The following is a 15,518-nucleotide window of genomic DNA, read 5'->3' as shown; positions in this document are numbered from 1 at the left end:
GTAGCCCGCCAGAGCTTCAATCTGCAATCGCAGTTCCAGTCATCCGCCGCGTTAGCGATGCAATACTGGCTTTGGCCAAGGACCAGGCGCCAGCACGCTTCCACAGATATCCCACGGGTGGCAACAATGCGGCGGCCGGATGCAAGTGCAAGGCCCTGGCAAAAAGTTGGCGTCCGCCGGGTTCGCCACGGCATATCAGAGCGATGGCCGACCAGTAGGCCCGGTCGCTGAGCGCAAGACGCGCCGTGCGCAACAGTTCCTCGGAATTGTCGAGGTGCGCGCCGACACCATTGAAGAACGCGTTGTAAGCATCCTCAAACTCAATGCTCCATTGGCGAATGTTTCCAACGGTCGCAGACTGGTTGTTCGAATGGACCCGCGCGATGGCCTGAACCGCCGCGGTGGATGCAATCGAGCCACGCAATGCAAATCTCATCCACATTTCCATATCGTCGGTGTGGCTCAATTCGGGGTTGTAGTATCCGACTTGCTTCTGGACAGACGTACGGACCACGACGGTCGGCCCACTCACGTAATTGAGGCCGGCGCGGCAAATGTCTTTCAGAAAAGTCGGGCCATCCTTGATCGTCCACTGCGCCCTTGCGCCAATGTTCGGCGCGATATCGCTGCCTCTGCCCTCGACCTGGAAGAATGTTGCTCCATGCGTCAGGTGGACGTTCGGGTTCGCCTCCATGCAACCGACCGCGTCTTCGAGGGTCCCGGGGGCAAGGAGATCGTCCGAGCAGAGGATGAGGAAATAGTCCGACTGGGCCCACTCGATTCCATCATTGAATGATGCGTGAGGTCCCATGTTCTTTTCGCGAAGCAGGAGTTCGACGCGTGGATCTTCCGCTGCGATATCGCGCGCTATCTGCTGGCTGCCGTCGGTCGAAGCATTGTCGATGATTAACACGCGAATTGCATCGACATTCTGGTTCAAGGCACTTTCGACACAACCTCGCAGGTAGCGGGCATAATTATAGTTCGGTATGACGACATCGACCGATTTCATCGATTGAACCCATGAGACGGATGTCGGTACCAGGTGATCATTCGGCGGGTACCCCCGGCCTGTTTGCGAGCAGCCGGGGCATGAACAGCTCGACCATGTGGATGATTTCGTCAAGGAGAGGATGTTTCGTCAGTACGAGTGCCGTTAGCCACCCGGCCGCAGAAAGGAGGGTCGCGACGAGCGCAAGGCCGATCGACAGGTCGAATGCGAAACCATGGGCAGCCAATATGCCGAGTGGCCCTATGACAGCCCCGAAGGTGACAAGCGCGCTGTTGCAAAGTATCGCAGCGAACTCAGTCCATGCGAACGGTACATGCCGGCGCACATAGATCAATGAAATCGCCATTTGGAAGGGCAGGACAATGAACTGGCTGAAGACGAGTGCGTAAAGGCCATAGAAGCTCGCGACGCAGATAACCACCATCGCCAGACCTCGACCGATGAAGTTCGCCTCGAATGCCTCCCTGTTGGCGCCCAAGGCAACAAGAACCGGGAACGTCAGAATATTCGGAAACCAGAAAATGGCAGCCAGCGACAGGAGCTGGACGAGCGGTACTGCTCCATCCCACGCCGGTCCGAGAGCGATGTGGACAATGGGGTAGGCCAGTATCGCAAGGACAAGCTGGGCCGGCCAGTAAAGGGCGGTGATATAGCTGATCAACCTGAGATAGGCTTCCTTTACGCTGCGATTTTGTCGAACCTCAGCGGCAAAGGCCGGAAAGGCAATGGAGAACAGCGCCGACAGCATGAACTTGTCGGGGAGCCCGCATACGAGATTGGCGCGGTTGAACAGGCCGACTGCGGTGAGCGGCATGAAGTGTCCGAGAACGAGTTGAGGCAGCGCTTCGTAGGTTCGGTCGAGGACGGTCGAGGCCCCCTTGTAACCGCCGAAGACGAAGAAGGACCGCCAACCTTTAAGGCATGGGCGATACATCCAGAGAATGGGGCGTGCGTGAAACGCAAGCACCATCCGCACCAAGGCGGAAACCAGCGTACCCCAGGCATAGCTCATGAAGCCGAAATCGAACCAGGCCAGCGTGACCGTGACGGCGGCATTGGTGATGACGCCGAGGGCGTTGATCCGGGTCATCGCTCCAAACTGCATATCCCGCTTCAGCAAGGCGGCGATGGTGCTGACGGACGAATCGATAACGCCGGAGAATGCCAGAATAATGATGAACATCTTCAGGGCCGGCTGAGAGTAGAACTCCGCGATCCAGGGGGCAAAGGCAGACAGACCGCAGCAGATAAGAAGCGATGTGCCGAACATCAGCGTAAAAGCGGTACGGATATCCTCACGCGAAACGTCGATGCGCTGAATGAGATACTCCGAGGTGGCAAACTCGCGGATATTGAACGCAATCGTACCAATTCCGAGGCCTATGACCGCAATACCGATTGCTGTCGTGTCCAACAGACGCGAAAGAACGGCGATCATTGCCAAGCTTACGATCACTTGGGAATATTGCTCCAAGGTCGCCATGAAAAAAGCCCGGCGTACTGTGCCCAATTGATGCGCTCCTGTATGTCGCTTCGATGCCGCATGTGCGAAGGGCATTGATTGTTGATTGTTTTGCGATCGCACAGCAATAGGAGATGATTTGCCTCCCGTGATCCAACGAAAGTAACTGCAGCAGGGACGGCATTTAAGATGCCTAATGAGATAGCGCACGCTAAGCCGTTTGAGGTAAGCCGTGCGAAATCTGGCTGACCACGCGATCAATCGGATGTAGCGAGACGCCACTTGACATCGGTCGAACGTCCACCGCGGCTATAATACTGCCGTGGCGGGCATGCAGACAGTCCGCTTTTGGATGCGTCCTCTATCCGTCAAGCCGAATTATCAATCAATAACAAAAAGGTCTTTAGTTAGATGGCTTTAAACCCTTGCGGCGGGATCTGAATTTTCATGATCGAAGACGAACAAATACGCATCGAACTTATGGCCACCCAGTTCTGGCTGCGTGCACTTTTCATGCATGTGGCAACGGGCACGCCGCCGAGCTCCGTTTCAGTCCAGGAATACCTTACAGAACTCAAGAACTCCGCGCCCCAGGATTGCTGCCCCCACGGCCTGTCGCCTGCCGATTGGGACAACGAGCATCTTTTGCATTATCCATGCTACGAACGGGTCGGGCTGCAGATCATGGAAACGCTGCAAAGCCTCGAACGCAAGCTTGCTCCGCTCGCAACGCATGGAAGGCACTGAAAAACGTTGGAACGCGTCGAATGCGTCATTGCTGGCGGCGGTGTCATCGGCCTGGCGATTGCCCGGGAACTTGCGATGCGCAGCATCGAGACGCTCGTTGTCGAGGCGGCGGAAACCATCGGTACCGGGACCAGCTCACGCAATTCCGAGGTCATCCATGCGGGCATCTATTACCCGCAAGATAGCCTCAAGGCGCGGTTTTGCGTTGCGGGGAGGAGGGCGCTCTATGCTTTCGCCGAAAGTCACGGCGTTGCCTACAAGCGCTGCGGCAAGCTGATCGTCGCAACCAATGAGGACCAGATCGGGACTTTGGCGACGATAGCCTCGCGCGCCCGCGCCAACGGAGTTGACGATCTTGTCGAACTGTCGGCGGCGGAGGCCAAAAGCCGGGAGCCGGACCTTTCCTGCAATGGAGCGCTGCTTTCGCCGTCGACGGGCATCATCGATAGCCATGGACTGATGCTCGCGCTGCTTGGCGACGCGCAGGACCACGGTGCAGCCATCGCCTTTGGCACAAGAGTGGTGGGCGGTGAGGTCGATGATAAGGGGCTGCGGCTCGAGACCATTGGCGTCGAGAACGACCGGCGCTACGAATTGCAAACATCAATATTCGTCAACGCCTGCGGCCTTTACGCGCCGGCGGTGGCGTCAATGATTGCCGGCCTGCCGCAGAGGTTTGTTCCGCGCGCCCGTTATGCCAAGGGAAACTACTTTTCGGCACCCGGCAGGACGCCCTTCAAGCACTTGATCTATCCGGTGCCGGAAGAGGGAGGGCTTGGCGTGCATCTTACCCTTGATCTCGACGGGCGCATGCGGTTTGGGCCGGACGTCGAATGGGTCGAAGAGATAGATTATTCCGTTGACCCGCAGCGCGCCGATCGGTTCTACGCCGAAATCCGCAAATACTGGCCGGATCTTGCGGACGATGCCTTGCAGCCGGCCTATTGCGGAATACGGCCGAAGCTGATCATCGATGGTGAGCCCGCTGCAGACTTCGTCATTGAAGGTCCAGAAACGCACGGCGTGAACGGCCTCGTCAATCTCTTCGGTATTGAGAGCCCTGGCCTCACCTCCTGCCTCGCCATCGCGGGGCATGTCTCGAAAATGATAGAAATTTCCTGAAACCGGGATTCGCCCGGCGCACCCCTCAAACGTATTTGCAGCAAGGCAGCAGCGCCCGTTCTTATCCAAGCCACGCTTGCCACTCTATCGGCAACGGTTATCGGAGCGGGGGGTAAAAGCCGCGCTGTCCATCGCCGTTGCGGCGGTAACTCGCAGTTTCCCCAGGTTGAATTTCCGCATGCGCAGGAATCGGGTGGCACGCTGATTGAGCGAGTGCAACGGTAAGGCATATCGAAGCTGGAGTGGAGGCCCATGGAGAATCTGTTGACGGGCATGCATGCAATTGCTGCGCAGCGCGGCGATGGCCTCCTGCCCGATCTGGCAAGAGTGATAAGCATGCGTAGCGCCAATAACGACGGCACCGCTCACTCGCCTGTGTACGGTTCGACTATTGACTTACGGCAGGCTTCCGACGCGCCGATAGGGTCAACTTCGTTGAGACAGGCGAAAGGCTAACCAGTTGTCTAGTTTCCAATAAATGTGGGAACAGTGGATCGCCGATGCCCGTGCCGCCGCCGTTTCGGTCGGGTTTCACGCCTGTCCATGGCGCGCTCACTTCAGGGGAGATCGCACAGACGTGGTGCGCGGAGCAGTGCACAGCCTGGCGCTGCAATCATCAGAAAATGTGTTGAAATCAGTTGGCTGGGGAACCTGGATTCGAACCAGGACTAACGGAGTCAGAGTCCGTGGGTCTACCGTTAACCTATTCCCCAACAGCCGACCGGCAGCGGCCGGTGCGGGTCGTCATATAGTTGAATTCTTGGAGGATGCAAACCCCCGATCGCATGTTTTTGGCATTTGTTTTGCCGAATGCCGGGAACAGGCGGCAGGGCGAGGAGGGGCGATCGCGATTTTGGGCTATGCGCGACGGAAAAAAGCTGTATCTGCATGAGACAGCCAGAACATTCTTCAGCAGGGATTTTAACGCATTGCCAGGCGCCCCATCCACCGGAGTGGTTTCAATCCTCCTTGCAACCTATAACGGCGCCAAGTTTCTGGACGAGCAACTGGCCTCGATCGAAAACCAGACCTACCCCGCGATCGATATATGGGTTTCGGACGACGGATCGACCGACGCTACCCTGGAGGTGCTGGACGTGTGGCGCAGCAAGTGGTCGAAGGGCAGGTTCACTATCCTGCCTGGACCGTGCAAGGGCTACGCGGAGAACTTCCGCTCCCTGATCGTCAATCCCGATATCATCTCCAACTATTACGGATTTTCCGATCAGGACGACATCTGGGAGCCCGACAAGATAGCCAAGTCAGTTGCTTCGATCGAGAAAATCCCCTTGTCGACGCCCGGCTTGTTCTGCTCGCGAACCCTCGCGATAACCGAAGACGGCGAAACCATCGCGCCTTCAGCGCTGTTCAGGCGCTCACCCAGCTTTAGAAACGCGCTGGCGCAGAGTCTTGCGGGCGGCAACACCATGCTCTTCAATCATGCAGCGCGTGTCTTGCTTGCCGACGCTTCGCGCCGTACCGGCTTCGTCAGCCATGATTGGTGGATCTACCTGATCGTTTCGGGGGCTGGTGGTAAGGTTCGCTATTCCCCGGAAATGCTCATGCGCTACCGCCAGCATGTGCGCAATCAGTTTGGTACCAACGTAGGAATTATGGCGGCCATGCAGCGGTTGCGCCTGCTCTTCAAGGGACGTCTTTCCGAGTGGACCGACCTCAACTTGCAGGGGCTTGAGCGAAGCCGCGACTTGCTTACGGCGGAATCGCGCGGCATCCTCGATGAGTTCAGCAAAGCGCGAGGACGCGGGCCCTTGCGACGGCTTTACTATTTCATTCGATCCGGCGTCTATCGGCAGACTGCGCTCGGGCAGCTCGGCCTCTATGTGGCAGCGATTCTCGGCAAGATCTGATCGAAGGTATGCGGCGGTCAGTGATGGCCGAAATAGGCGTTGGCCACGGTCTCGGCATCGCCGTCCATCTTGACCCGCCCATGTTCGAGCCAGACAATGCGTGTGCAGTTCTTCACTAGCAGGTCTCTTGAATGGCTGGCGATGATCAGGATCTTAGTCTTGTTGACGAGATCGTGCAGGCGCTCATTGGCCTTGTGCTGGAACCCTTCGTCGCCTGTCGCCAGCCATTCGTCCATGATCAGGATCTCCGGCTGAATTACTGTCGAGATTGAGAAGGCAAGGCGTAGCTGCATGCCGGTTGAATACGTACGCACCGGCATGTCGAGGAAGTTGCCAAGCTCCGAGAATTCCTCGATTTCCGCCAACCGTTCTGCGAGTTCCTTTTTCTTGAATCCGAGGAGCGCGCCGCGAATTCCAATATTTTCCCGGCCTGTCGCCTCGGGGTCGATGCCGAGCGAAATGTTGATGAGCGACGTGCACTTGCCATTGATGGTGATATTACCGCCGGACGGGTAGTAGACGCCGCTCATGACGCGCAGGAGCGTTGTCTTGCCCGATCCATTATGGCCGATCAGCCCGAGCCGCTCACCCTCCTTGAGGCTGAGCGTGACGTTCTCGAGCCCGCGAATGACGACATGACCTTCCGGGTTCGAGCCGATGGTGCCACCCGTCGCCAGACTCATGACCTGGTTCTTCAGCGATCTGCTGCGCGTGTTGTAGATCGGAAAATCCACGGTCACATTTTCAAGGTGCATCGACGTCATGTCTGCCTGCGCAAATTGGAGCGGAGATGTAATGTTCATAGCCAATAAGTAATCCGGGTGCGGTAACGATTAAGAAACAGGAGTGCGACGACCCAACCGATAAGGGCCATGCCGATCGAGACGATCCAGTTGAGCGGTGTCGCAACGCCGCCGAGCAGGGGTTCGCGCACAATGCTGATGAGATGATAGAATGGATTGTAGTCGAGCATGAGCTGCGAGCGCGCGCCGCCCGGAAGATTTTTCGGCATCCACATGATCGGCGTCACATACATGCCGACCTGCATGATATTCTGGACGATCTGCGTCAAATCGCGATAGCGCGTGCACAGAACCGCCAGAATGACCATCACCCAAAGCAGGTTGACCGACACCAGGATGAAGCCCGGAATGGCCAATAGTGCGTCGAAATTGACAAACTTGCCGAAGATCAAGAGGACGAGAGGGAAGATGATGATGTTGTGGGCGAGGATGATGGTATTGCGCCACCAGGTCCGCAGGATATAGGTGAAAAACGGGATTGGAAGCTGCAGCATCGTCTCGGTATTGGCAACGAAGCTGCCGCAACCCTCGGTCACGAGGCTCGAGAAATAACCCCACATGATCAGGCCGACGCATATGAACGGCAGGAACTCCGACATGGGCGTGTTGAAGATCGTGCCGAAAACCAATCCGAGCGCGCCGATAAGCACACCCATGTTGATCGTGAGCCAGAAAGCGCCGACGCTCGATCTGCGGTAGCGCTGGGCAACGTCCTGCCATCCGAGCAGCGCCGCCAGTCGAAAATTGGCAAGGGACGCGGAAATATCTTGCCATGCCGTCATCTTTTGCGAAGTCGCTGTGGCCATCGAATTGCAGTCTCTCTTCTGTCGTCCTTTTGCAGAGCCTCGCGGTTAGCACATTAGATTGGGACTTAATAGTGACTGCCTGTCGCAATTCGGAAGCGAGAAATGGCGACGGTCTGGCGGTGCGGTCGATTTCATGCCGCTTTTCCCCCTTAAGCGGCAAACCTCCTCTGGCGGGAGATCGCCCATTGAGGAGTTGTCCTATCCAAGCGGATAGGATAACGGTTCCAAGCTATCGATAACGTAGGAATTTGGCTTACATGAAGGGTATTATTTTAGCTGGCGGCAGCGGAACGCGGCTTTATCCACTGACAATTGCGGTGTCAAAGCAGATCTTGCCGATTTACGACAAGCCGATGATCTTCTACCCGCTGAGCGTACTCATGCTCGCAGGTATCCGGGACATTCTGATCATATCGACACCGCGCGATCTGCCGGTATTCCGCGACCTTTTCGGGGATGGCAGCGATTTCGGCCTCAATTTGACATTTGCCGAGCAGCCGCAGCCCAACGGCCTCGCGGAAGCCTTCATCATCGGGCGCGAATTCATCGGCAACGACCCTGTCGCCATGGTACTTGGCGACAATATTTATTACGGCGACGGCCTGTCGCGATTGTGCAAGGAAGCCGCCGACCGCAAAAAGGGCGCTTCGGTTTTCGCCTATCACGTCGAGGATCCCGAACGCTATGGCGTGGTCGAGTTTGACCGCGCAACCAAGCGGGCGATCTCGATTGAGGAAAAGCCGCAGAAGCCGAAATCCAATTGGGCGGTCACCGGCCTTTATTTCTACGACAACGACGTTGTCGATATTGCGGCCAACATCAAGCCGTCGGCGCGCGGCGAACTGGAGATCACCGCCGTCAACAATATGTACCTCGAGCGCGGCGATTTGCATGTGCAAAGGTTGGGGCGCGGCTATGCCTGGCTGGACACCGGGACCCACGACAGCCTGCACGAGGCGTCATCCTTCGTCAGGACGATCGAGCACCGCCAGGGCGTCATGATCGCCTGCCCGGAGGAGATTGCCTATCAGAACCGTTGGATCAACGATGAGCAGGTTCTGGCTCGGGCCGCGCAGCTTGGAAAGACCGGCTATGCCGCCTATCTGCGCCGGCGTATTGCGGAGCTTGCGACAGATGCTTGATATCCGCCCCCTCGGCCTCGACGGCGTCCTCGAGATCGCGCCGAAGCGTTTCGGCGACGACCGCGGCTTCTTTTCGGAAACCTATAACGCGGCCCTGTTCAAGGATGCCGGAATCGACCTCGTCTTCGTGCAGGACAATCACTCGCTCTCGGTTGCCAAGGGCGTGCTGCGCGGGCTGCATTACCAATTGCCGCCGAAGGCGCAGGACAAGCTGGTGCGCGTCGTTCGCGGCTCGATCATCGACGTTGCGGTCGACATCCGTAAAGGCTCGCCGACCTTCGGCAAGTGGGTTGCGCTTGAACTTTCCGCTGCGAAATGGAACCAGATTCTCGTTCCCAAGGGCTTCGCCCACGGGTTCATGACGCTCGAGGAAAATACCGAGGTCGTCTACAAGGTTACCGATTATTATTCGCCGGCACATGACCGTTCGATCCGCTTCGATGATCCGGAGATCGGCATCGACTGGCCTATCGCCACCGATTTGATCCAGCTTTCGGACAAGGACCGCGCGGCGCCGCGGCTCGCCGACGCTGAAACCTTCATTTATTGACGGAGTTTATTTGATGCGGATTCTCGTTACTGGGGGTGCTGGATTTATCGGCTCGGCGGTTTGTCGACAGCTTGCAGCCAATCCGGGCAATCATGTGGTCAACCTCGACAAGCTGACCTATGCCGGTAATCTCACATCGCTGCGCCAGATCGAAAACTATCCGAACTACCGCTTCGTGCAGGCCGATATTTGCGACGATGCGACGATGCTGGACCTGCTGCGGAGCGAGAAGATCGACGCTGTCATGCATCTTGCGGCGGAGAGCCATGTCGATCGCTCCATCGATGGCCCGGGCGCTTTCATCGAGACGAATATCGTCGGCACATTCCGCCTGCTCAACGCCGCGCTGGCCTATTGGCGCGAATTGCCGGCCGACGCAAAGAGCGCCTTCCGCTTTCACCACATCTCTACGGACGAGGTATTCGGCGACCTACCCTTCGACAGCGGCATGTTCACCGAAGAGACGCCCTACGCACCGTCTTCCCCCTATTCGGCATCGAAGGCGGCATCTGACCATCTGGTGCGCGCCTGGCACGAGACCTATGGCCTGCCGGTGGTGCTATCCAACTGCTCAAACAATTACGGGCCGTTCCATTTTCCGGAGAAATTGATTCCTCTCGTTATCCTGAACGCCCTCGATGGCAAGCCATTGCCCGTCTACGGCAAGGGCGCCAATGTCCGCGACTGGCTCTATGTCGAGGACCACGCGCGCGCGCTCGAGGCCGTTGTTACCAAGGGCGCCGTCGGAGAGAGCTACAATATCGGCGGCCACAACGAAAAGACCAACCTGAATGTCGTTGAAACGATCTGCGATATTCTGGATCAGAAGCGGCCGCGCAAGGGTGGCGGGCGCTACCGCGACCTGATCACCTTCGTATCCGACCGGCCCGGCCATGATCGCCGCTACGCCATCGATGCCTCGAAGATCGAGCGCGACCTTGGCTGGACCCCGCAGGAATCGTTCGAGACGGGTCTTGCCAAGACGATCGACTGGTACCTCGCCAATGAATGGTGGTGGGAGCCGATCCGCAGCGGCCGGTATGCAGGTGAGCGTCTTGGCGCGGACATCAAGGCGAGCGCATGAGGATCGTTGTCACCGGCACCGAGGGGCAGGTCGTACGCAGCCTCGTCGAGCGTGCTGCGCGCCATGGCGATATCGAAATCATTGCCCTTGGGCGCCCTGATCTCGACCTTGCCGTGCCGTCAACCGTGGCCAACGCCATTGCCGAAGCCAAGCCGGATATTGTTGTTTCGGCTGCAGCCTACACGGCGGTCGATCAGGCCGAAGACGAGCCTGAGCTCGCCCACGCAATCAATGCCCTTGGCGCCGGCGCTGTGGCGCGGGCCGCTGCCGACCTCGGCGTTCCAGTCATCCATCTTTCAACCGACTATGTTTTTGCGGGCGACGGTGAAGTGCCCTACACCGAGACGGATGCGTTGGGTCCGCAGGGCGTCTATGGCAGGACCAAGCTTGAAGGCGAGGCTGCGGTAATCGCCGCCAATCCGCGGCACATCATCCTGCGCACGGCCTGGGTCTACAGCCCGTTCGGCAAGAACTTCGTGAAGACAATGCTGCGCCTTGCCGAAACGCGCGACCAGGTCTCGGTCGTCAGCGATCAATGGGGCAACCCCACCTCGGCAATCGATATCGCCGACGCGATCATTGAGACGGCCAGGCGCATCGACGTTGAACCGTCGTTTACGGGCTATGGCATCTATCATCTCGCGGGGACCGGCAATATCAATTGGAGCGGCTTTGCCCGGGCAATCTTTGCATCGAGCCGCAACAATGGCGGACCTTTTGCTGAGGTCGCCGACATTGCCAGTGCCGATTATCCGACCAAGGCCAAGCGCCCCTTCAATTCGCGGCTTTCTACGGACAAGTTTTTCAAGGTTTTCGGTTGGCGCGCGCCGGACTGGCAGGTTTCAACTGAGGCCACCGTGTCGCGTCTCCTGGCGGAAGCAAAGGGCCGGGACGCTTCTTAGGCTGTCGCAGACGCACGTCTGGGTGTCCAAGGGAGAAAATGCTGCATATAGTAGCGTTTCCATAGTCGCCCTCTTCCCCAACGTGAAAAACGATGAGCAGTCTCAAATTTGGAACGAGCGGTCTGCGCGGACTGGTAACGGATCTGACCGATTCAGTTTGCATGGCCTATACGCGCGCCTTCCTGCAACACATGCAGGGCACATTCGGCACGTCCGCCGATGCCACCGTTCTTGTCGGATATGATCTGCGCTCAAGCAGCCGGCGTATCGCCGGCGCCTGCATGGCGGCCATAACGGATACTGGCATGAAAGCCGAAAACTGCGGACCGCTGCCAACCCCCGCGCTGGCGCTTCGCGCGATGAGGGTTGGAGTCCCCGCCATCATGGTGACGGGTAGCCACATACCCGACGACCGCAATGGTTTGAAATTCTATCGCCCGGACGGCGAAATCGACAAGGCCGACGAAGCGGGTATCCTCGCGGTCCTCGATGTCGACCGGACCGCCGCCCCGGGTCCGGCGGGCCTTCCCGCGATTTCACCGGAAGCGCTGCAGAACTATATGGCTCGCGGCCGTGCCATCCTCAGAAAAGGAACCCTGGCGGGCAAGCGCATAGGCGTCTACCAGCATAGTTCGGTTGCGCGCGACGTACTCGTCGATCTTCTCGCGCATGCAGGCGCCACGGTCGTTGCGATAGGACGCTCTGACGTTTTCATTCCCGTGGATACGGAGGCGCTGCGTCCTGAGGATGTGGACCTTGCTGCCGCAGCAACGAACGAAAATTCGCTCGATGCTCTGGTATCGACGGATGGCGACGCCGACCGCCCGCTTATTGCCGACGAGCACGGCAATTTTTTGCGTGGCGACAGTGTTGGATTGCTGACCGCGCATTTCCTCGGCGCGGATGCGGTCGTTACGCCTGTTACGTCGAACACGGCGATCGAGCTTTGTGGCTTGTTCAAGCGGGTCTACCGGACGAAGGTCGGCTCGCCCTACGTCATTGAGGGCATGCAGCGGGCGCTCAAGGACGGTTACCATAGCGTCGTGGGCTTTGAGGCGAATGGCGGTGTGCTCCTCGGCTCTCCGGCAGACCTCGATGGCTACAGGCTCGATGCCCTCCCGACCCGCGATGCGGTGCTCCCGGTCATGAGCGTTCTCGGCATGGCGGCACGAACCGGATCGACGATATCGCAGCTTCTCGGGCGCCTGCCTTCGCGTTTCACGCGCAGCGGCCGGCTTGAACACGTGCCCGCAACCGCCAGCGGTCCGTTCCTCCAGAGTCTCCTCGATGGCGAGGCCCGCGAGCGGTTCTTTGCCGAAGTCGGGACCATTTGGGAAAACGATTCGATCGATGGCGTTCGCGTCGTCCTCGCGAGCGGTGAGGTCATCCATTTTCGCGCGTCAGGCAATGCGCCGGAATTGCGCTGTTATGCCGAAGCGTCCTCCGACGTGCGCGCGGAGGAACTTCTAGCCTGGGGACTGAGGATCGCGGCCACTGCCCTATAGGGTAAGACTACCCGCCGGGGTTCACCGCGAACTTGGAGAACGGCGCATTGGGAATGCGCGCATAGTAGAGCGCCGGCCCGAGGAAAATAGCCATATGGACCCATGCGATGACGATCTCGTTGGTGAAGTGCGTGATGACGAGAATCGATTGCACTGCCGAGAGCATGTAGATTGTCTGGGCGGTAGTGTTGCCTTTCATCGCCGACATATAGAGCCGCGCCATGAGATAGGCGACCAGGAAGAATTTCAGGCATCCGAACCACCAGAATGATGCAAAGGCGTCCGCCATGCCCGTGGGCGTTTCGCCGACGCCCGGCGTATAGCGCCCGAACATGGAGTCCTGCGGGATCATCAGCGATTTCTTGAACTCGGGCCCAAAGATCTGTGCCGGAACGAAGGTGAAGACCATGCTGTTCCAGTGTTCGATGCCGTAGTCGAATTCATGCGTCTCATCGATGTAGTTGATGGCTATCAAGGCGTTGGTCATTTCCGGTCCGCCCTCCTTGAGGAGACGGTTCCAGTTTTCCGCAAGATTGATATCTGCCACCGCGCTCCAGTCGCGCGTTGCCCCGTAATAGGTCGCCTGCCGGTATTCGGCGGCGCCGAGCATACCGACGATAGCGAAGAACAGGCCGGCGACGACAGCGATACGCGGCACTACCCAACGCCTCTGGAACCAGAAGGCCAACGCGATCATCAGGCAGAATTCAGCCGTTTCGCCGCGTCGCCCCGCAATGACGATGCGGTCTAGGTAAAAGATCGTGTCGAAGAGTATGATGCCAAGCGCGAGCGGCGAACTGCGCCGCGCGTAGCAGACCAGCGCTATTGCGAGGCCGTAGGTGAGAAGCCGCGCAAAGAACAGGTAGGCGACGGGAAGACCCGTAAGCTGGCCCTTCAGCCGAAGGTCGTCAGGAAGGTGACCGAACTTATAGAAGAAATAGGCGCCGATCACCGAGAGGACTGCGGCAGCCTTCAAAAGATGGTCTTCGCTGTAAACGTGGTCCTTCATCGGCCTGGCGCGCATGCCATAGCGCCAGCCTATGCCGCACATGGCAAGGCAGAGCGTCGAGAACAGGAGGGTTTTTGTCAGTGCCTCGTCCGAAATGAAGCGGCTATTGGCAAGCCCGGGCAATTGCGGAAGGATGAAGCTGAGGAAGATGCCAGCTGCGAAAAATGGAAAATGATAGAACCGCCCTGGCACCAGCAGGCCGTAAACCAGCATTCCAAAACAAAGAAGAGTGAGAATCCAGAGCGCCGACCAGTCCATATTTCCAATCTCGGTTGCAGCGTTGAATCAACCGCAGCCGGGCGCTGGAATCAATTTGTCCATAAGGGGTAACGGAAACCGAAAGACCGCCTTCTGCGCCGGAAGGCTAGGTGATCCGACCGCAATCTCAGCCGAATGGGTGAAGACTTCCGATATGTGATGCCTGAAGGGCGAGCCGGTCAGGCCGTTCCGCGCGCCGTCCTTGCCTTCGGTGTCTTCTTTGAACTCTCCGGATCGCTGATTTCGTTCTCGACCATGGCGCTCAAGCGCTGGTAGATGCCAAGGCCGATGATAAGCGCGACGCCGGTGAAAAGCAGAAGCGTCGGATAGATCATCATCCGCAGATCCTCCTTGCCGGCCTCGAAGACGGCGACGAGACCCTCAAGGAACACGGCGATGGCGATCGTGGAAATGAACTTCGTCAGGCTGCGCCGCGCTTCAGCGGCCTGCCGCATCTCCCGGCCACGGATCGCTTCTTCCTCGAGGAGATATTTTCCGACATCGAACACCGCAATGGCAATGACTGTATAGCCAACGGCTTCGAGCAGCGTTGCTCCAATGTCGGTTCTGTCGATCAGGAGGGAGCGCACGACTTCATAGGCCGCATAGGCGATCAGCCCGAACGCAAGCAGCATAAGGAATGCGCTTGCGACACCGAACGCAATGCGCGTAATCCGGTCAAACATCATCGGCCACTTTCCCTTCTCCTATCCCATTGAATATTTAAACATTTCTCGTCATTGCGGAACAGCAAAAAATGGGCGCTAGCCGCGAGGAGCGGTGGATCGTGCATGGACGCTCGACAGGGTTCGTTGTAACCATTCTGGCGGGTTGATTTCAAAGGAGGCATGGCATGCAACGATTCACCGGCGGTTGCCTGTGCGGCAGCGTCCGAATTGTGGCATCGGGGTTGCCATACCGGGTCGGCGTTTGTCATTGCCTCGACTGCCGCAAGCATCATGGCGCCCTGTTTTACGCTGCTGCGGTGTTCCCTGAGGACGCAGTAGCGATCGATGGCGAAACGCGCGATTACGCCGGACGGTTTTTCTGTCCCCGCTGCGGCTCGTCGGTCTTCGCACGCACCAAAGACGAGATCGAAGTGCATCTCGGGTCGCTCGATGCCCCCGACCAACTGATGCCTACCTACGAAAGCTGGACGCTGCGGCGCGAGTCCTGGTTGCCGCCGTTCCCGCTGGCGAAGCGGTACGAGCGCGGTCGCAATTCCACAAGCCGCTCCGAGGACTAGGT

15 protein-coding genes and 1 tRNA gene are annotated in these 15,518 nt (G+C 58.3%); 9 read left to right on the top strand and 7 right to left on the bottom strand.

Features of this window, described 5'->3' with window-relative positions:
* Positions 1-16: 16 nt before the first annotated feature.
* Together HQ945_RS06535 and HQ945_RS06530 are read right to left on the bottom strand one after the other, a co-directional pair.
* On the bottom strand, positions 17-1,012 hold the full coding sequence (locus HQ945_RS06535; protein WP_027230540.1) for a glycosyltransferase family A protein: 996 nt from the start codon (positions 1,010-1,012) through the stop codon (positions 17-19).
* A 37-nt stretch (positions 1,013-1,049) separates the two neighbouring features.
* The gene (locus HQ945_RS06530) at positions 1,050-2,495 is read right to left on the bottom strand and encodes an oligosaccharide flippase family protein (protein WP_228019323.1); all 1,446 of its coding nucleotides are present in this window, start codon (positions 2,493-2,495) and stop codon (positions 1,050-1,052) included.
* A 426-nt stretch (positions 2,496-2,921) separates the two neighbouring features.
* Here HQ945_RS06530 and HQ945_RS06525 point away from each other — a divergent pair, with 426 nt between their 5' ends.
* Together HQ945_RS06525 and HQ945_RS06520 are read left to right on the top strand one after the other, a co-directional pair.
* A complete protein-coding gene (locus HQ945_RS06525; protein WP_174207817.1) occupies positions 2,922-3,221 on the top strand; it encodes a hypothetical protein in 300 nt (99 codons plus the stop codon).
* A 6-nt stretch (positions 3,222-3,227) separates the two neighbouring features.
* Positions 3,228-4,343 (top strand): NAD(P)/FAD-dependent oxidoreductase, encoded by a 1,116-nt coding sequence (locus HQ945_RS06520; protein WP_174207816.1) that lies wholly within the window; start codon positions 3,228-3,230, stop codon positions 4,341-4,343.
* Between the two features lie 639 nt (positions 4,344-4,982).
* On the opposite strand, the gene HQ945_RS06515 is transcribed toward HQ945_RS06520, so the two are convergent.
* Positions 4,983-5,056 (bottom strand) — tRNA-Gln (locus HQ945_RS06515).
* 240 nt (positions 5,057-5,296) lie between these two features.
* On the opposite strand from HQ945_RS06515, the gene HQ945_RS06510 reads away from it, so the two are divergent.
* Positions 5,297-6,211, top strand: a complete 915-nt coding sequence (locus HQ945_RS06510; protein WP_343051177.1) for a glycosyltransferase family 2 protein — start codon at positions 5,297-5,299, stop codon at positions 6,209-6,211.
* Between the two features lie 17 nt (positions 6,212-6,228).
* Here the strand turns inward: HQ945_RS06510 and HQ945_RS06505 are convergent, their stop codons facing one another.
* Positions 6,229-6,975 (bottom strand): ABC transporter ATP-binding protein, encoded by a 747-nt coding sequence (locus tag HQ945_RS06505; RefSeq protein ID WP_091921474.1) that lies wholly within the window; start codon positions 6,973-6,975, stop codon positions 6,229-6,231.
* 35 nt (positions 6,976-7,010) lie between these two features.
* The gene (locus HQ945_RS06500) at positions 7,011-7,820 is read right to left on the bottom strand and encodes an ABC transporter permease (RefSeq protein WP_081815779.1); all 810 of its coding nucleotides are present in this window, start codon (positions 7,818-7,820) and stop codon (positions 7,011-7,013) included.
* A gap of 257 nt (positions 7,821-8,077) precedes the next feature.
* Between HQ945_RS06500 and rfbA the strand changes: the two genes are divergently transcribed.
* The 5 genes from rfbA to HQ945_RS06475 all read left to right on the top strand — a co-directional run bounded on the left by rfbA (position 8,078) and on the right by HQ945_RS06475 (position 13,003).
* Positions 8,078-8,962 (top strand): glucose-1-phosphate thymidylyltransferase RfbA, encoded by an 885-nt coding sequence (rfbA, locus tag HQ945_RS06495; protein WP_091920143.1) that lies wholly within the window; start codon positions 8,078-8,080, stop codon positions 8,960-8,962.
* The gene (gene rfbC / locus HQ945_RS06490; RefSeq protein ID WP_027230531.1) at positions 8,955-9,512 is read left to right on the top strand and encodes a dTDP-4-dehydrorhamnose 3,5-epimerase; all 558 of its coding nucleotides are present in this window, start codon (positions 8,955-8,957) and stop codon (positions 9,510-9,512) included. Before rfbA ends, rfbC begins: the two co-directional genes overlap by 8 nt.
* A 13-nt stretch (positions 9,513-9,525) precedes the next feature.
* Complete coding sequence (gene rfbB, locus HQ945_RS06485) at positions 9,526-10,596, top strand: dTDP-glucose 4,6-dehydratase (protein WP_174207814.1); 1,071 nt, start codon at positions 9,526-9,528, stop codon at positions 10,594-10,596.
* Positions 10,593-11,498, top strand: a complete 906-nt coding sequence (gene rfbD, locus HQ945_RS06480; protein ID WP_113280264.1) for a dTDP-4-dehydrorhamnose reductase — start codon at positions 10,593-10,595, stop codon at positions 11,496-11,498. The genes rfbB and rfbD overlap by 4 nt, the downstream gene beginning before the upstream one ends.
* A gap of 92 nt (positions 11,499-11,590) precedes the next feature.
* Positions 11,591-13,003 carry a phosphomannomutase gene (locus tag HQ945_RS06475; RefSeq protein ID WP_113280265.1) on the top strand — a complete coding sequence of 471 codons (1,413 nt, stop codon included), beginning with the start codon at positions 11,591-11,593 and terminating at the stop codon, positions 13,001-13,003.
* Positions 13,004-13,010: 7 nt separating this feature from the next.
* Here HQ945_RS06475 and HQ945_RS06470 read toward each other — a convergent pair whose 3' ends face one another.
* Positions 13,011-14,270, bottom strand: a complete 1,260-nt coding sequence (locus tag HQ945_RS06470) for a hypothetical protein (protein WP_091920123.1) — start codon at positions 14,268-14,270, stop codon at positions 13,011-13,013.
* A 179-nt stretch (positions 14,271-14,449) separates the two neighbouring features.
* Complete coding sequence (locus HQ945_RS06465; protein WP_113280266.1) at positions 14,450-14,959, bottom strand: GNAT family acetyltransferase; 510 nt, start codon at positions 14,957-14,959, stop codon at positions 14,450-14,452.
* A 164-nt stretch (positions 14,960-15,123) separates the two neighbouring features.
* On the opposite strand from HQ945_RS06465, the gene HQ945_RS06460 reads away from it, so the two are divergent.
* Complete coding sequence (locus tag HQ945_RS06460; protein ID WP_091920119.1) at positions 15,124-15,516, top strand: GFA family protein; 393 nt, start codon at positions 15,124-15,126, stop codon at positions 15,514-15,516.
* The last annotated feature ends 2 nt before the right edge of the window (positions 15,517-15,518 follow it).

The sequence above is a fragment of the Phyllobacterium pellucidum genome (assembly GCF_013327855.1).
GTDB lineage: Bacteria > Pseudomonadota > Alphaproteobacteria > Rhizobiales > Rhizobiaceae > Phyllobacterium > Phyllobacterium pellucidum.
The sequence above is the reverse complement of the archived record's forward strand: the minus strand, read 5'-3'. Positions and strand labels throughout refer to the sequence as shown.

Excerpts from the sequence above, each read along its gene's own strand:
- HQ945_RS06535 (WP_027230540.1), bottom strand. The coding sequence starts at position 1,012 with ATGAAATCGGTCGATGTCGTCATACCGAACTATAATTATGCCCGCTAC.
- HQ945_RS06530 (WP_228019323.1), bottom strand. The coding sequence starts at position 2,495 with ATGGCGACCTTGGAGCAATATTCCCAAGTGATCGTAAGCTTGGCAATG.
- HQ945_RS06525 (WP_174207817.1), top strand. The coding sequence starts at position 2,922 with ATGATCGAAGACGAACAAATACGCATCGAACTTATGGCCACCCAGTTC.
- HQ945_RS06505 (WP_091921474.1), bottom strand. The coding sequence starts at position 6,975 with ATGACGTCGATGCACCTTGAAAATGTGACCGTGGATTTTCCGATCTAC.
- HQ945_RS06500 (WP_081815779.1), bottom strand. The coding sequence starts at position 7,820 with ATGGCCACAGCGACTTCGCAAAAGATGACGGCATGGCAAGATATTTCC.
- rfbA (WP_091920143.1), top strand. The coding sequence starts at position 8,078 with ATGAAGGGTATTATTTTAGCTGGCGGCAGCGGAACGCGGCTTTATCCA.
- rfbC (WP_027230531.1), top strand. The coding sequence starts at position 8,955 with ATGCTTGATATCCGCCCCCTCGGCCTCGACGGCGTCCTCGAGATCGCG.
- rfbB (WP_174207814.1), top strand. The coding sequence starts at position 9,526 with ATGCGGATTCTCGTTACTGGGGGTGCTGGATTTATCGGCTCGGCGGTT.
- rfbD (WP_113280264.1), top strand. The coding sequence starts at position 10,593 with ATGAGGATCGTTGTCACCGGCACCGAGGGGCAGGTCGTACGCAGCCTC.
- HQ945_RS06475 (WP_113280265.1), top strand. The coding sequence starts at position 11,591 with ATGAGCAGTCTCAAATTTGGAACGAGCGGTCTGCGCGGACTGGTAACG.
- HQ945_RS06470 (WP_091920123.1), bottom strand. The coding sequence starts at position 14,270 with ATGGACTGGTCGGCGCTCTGGATTCTCACTCTTCTTTGTTTTGGAATG.
- HQ945_RS06465 (WP_113280266.1), bottom strand. The coding sequence starts at position 14,959 with ATGATGTTTGACCGGATTACGCGCATTGCGTTCGGTGTCGCAAGCGCA.
- HQ945_RS06460 (WP_091920119.1), top strand. The coding sequence starts at position 15,124 with ATGCAACGATTCACCGGCGGTTGCCTGTGCGGCAGCGTCCGAATTGTG.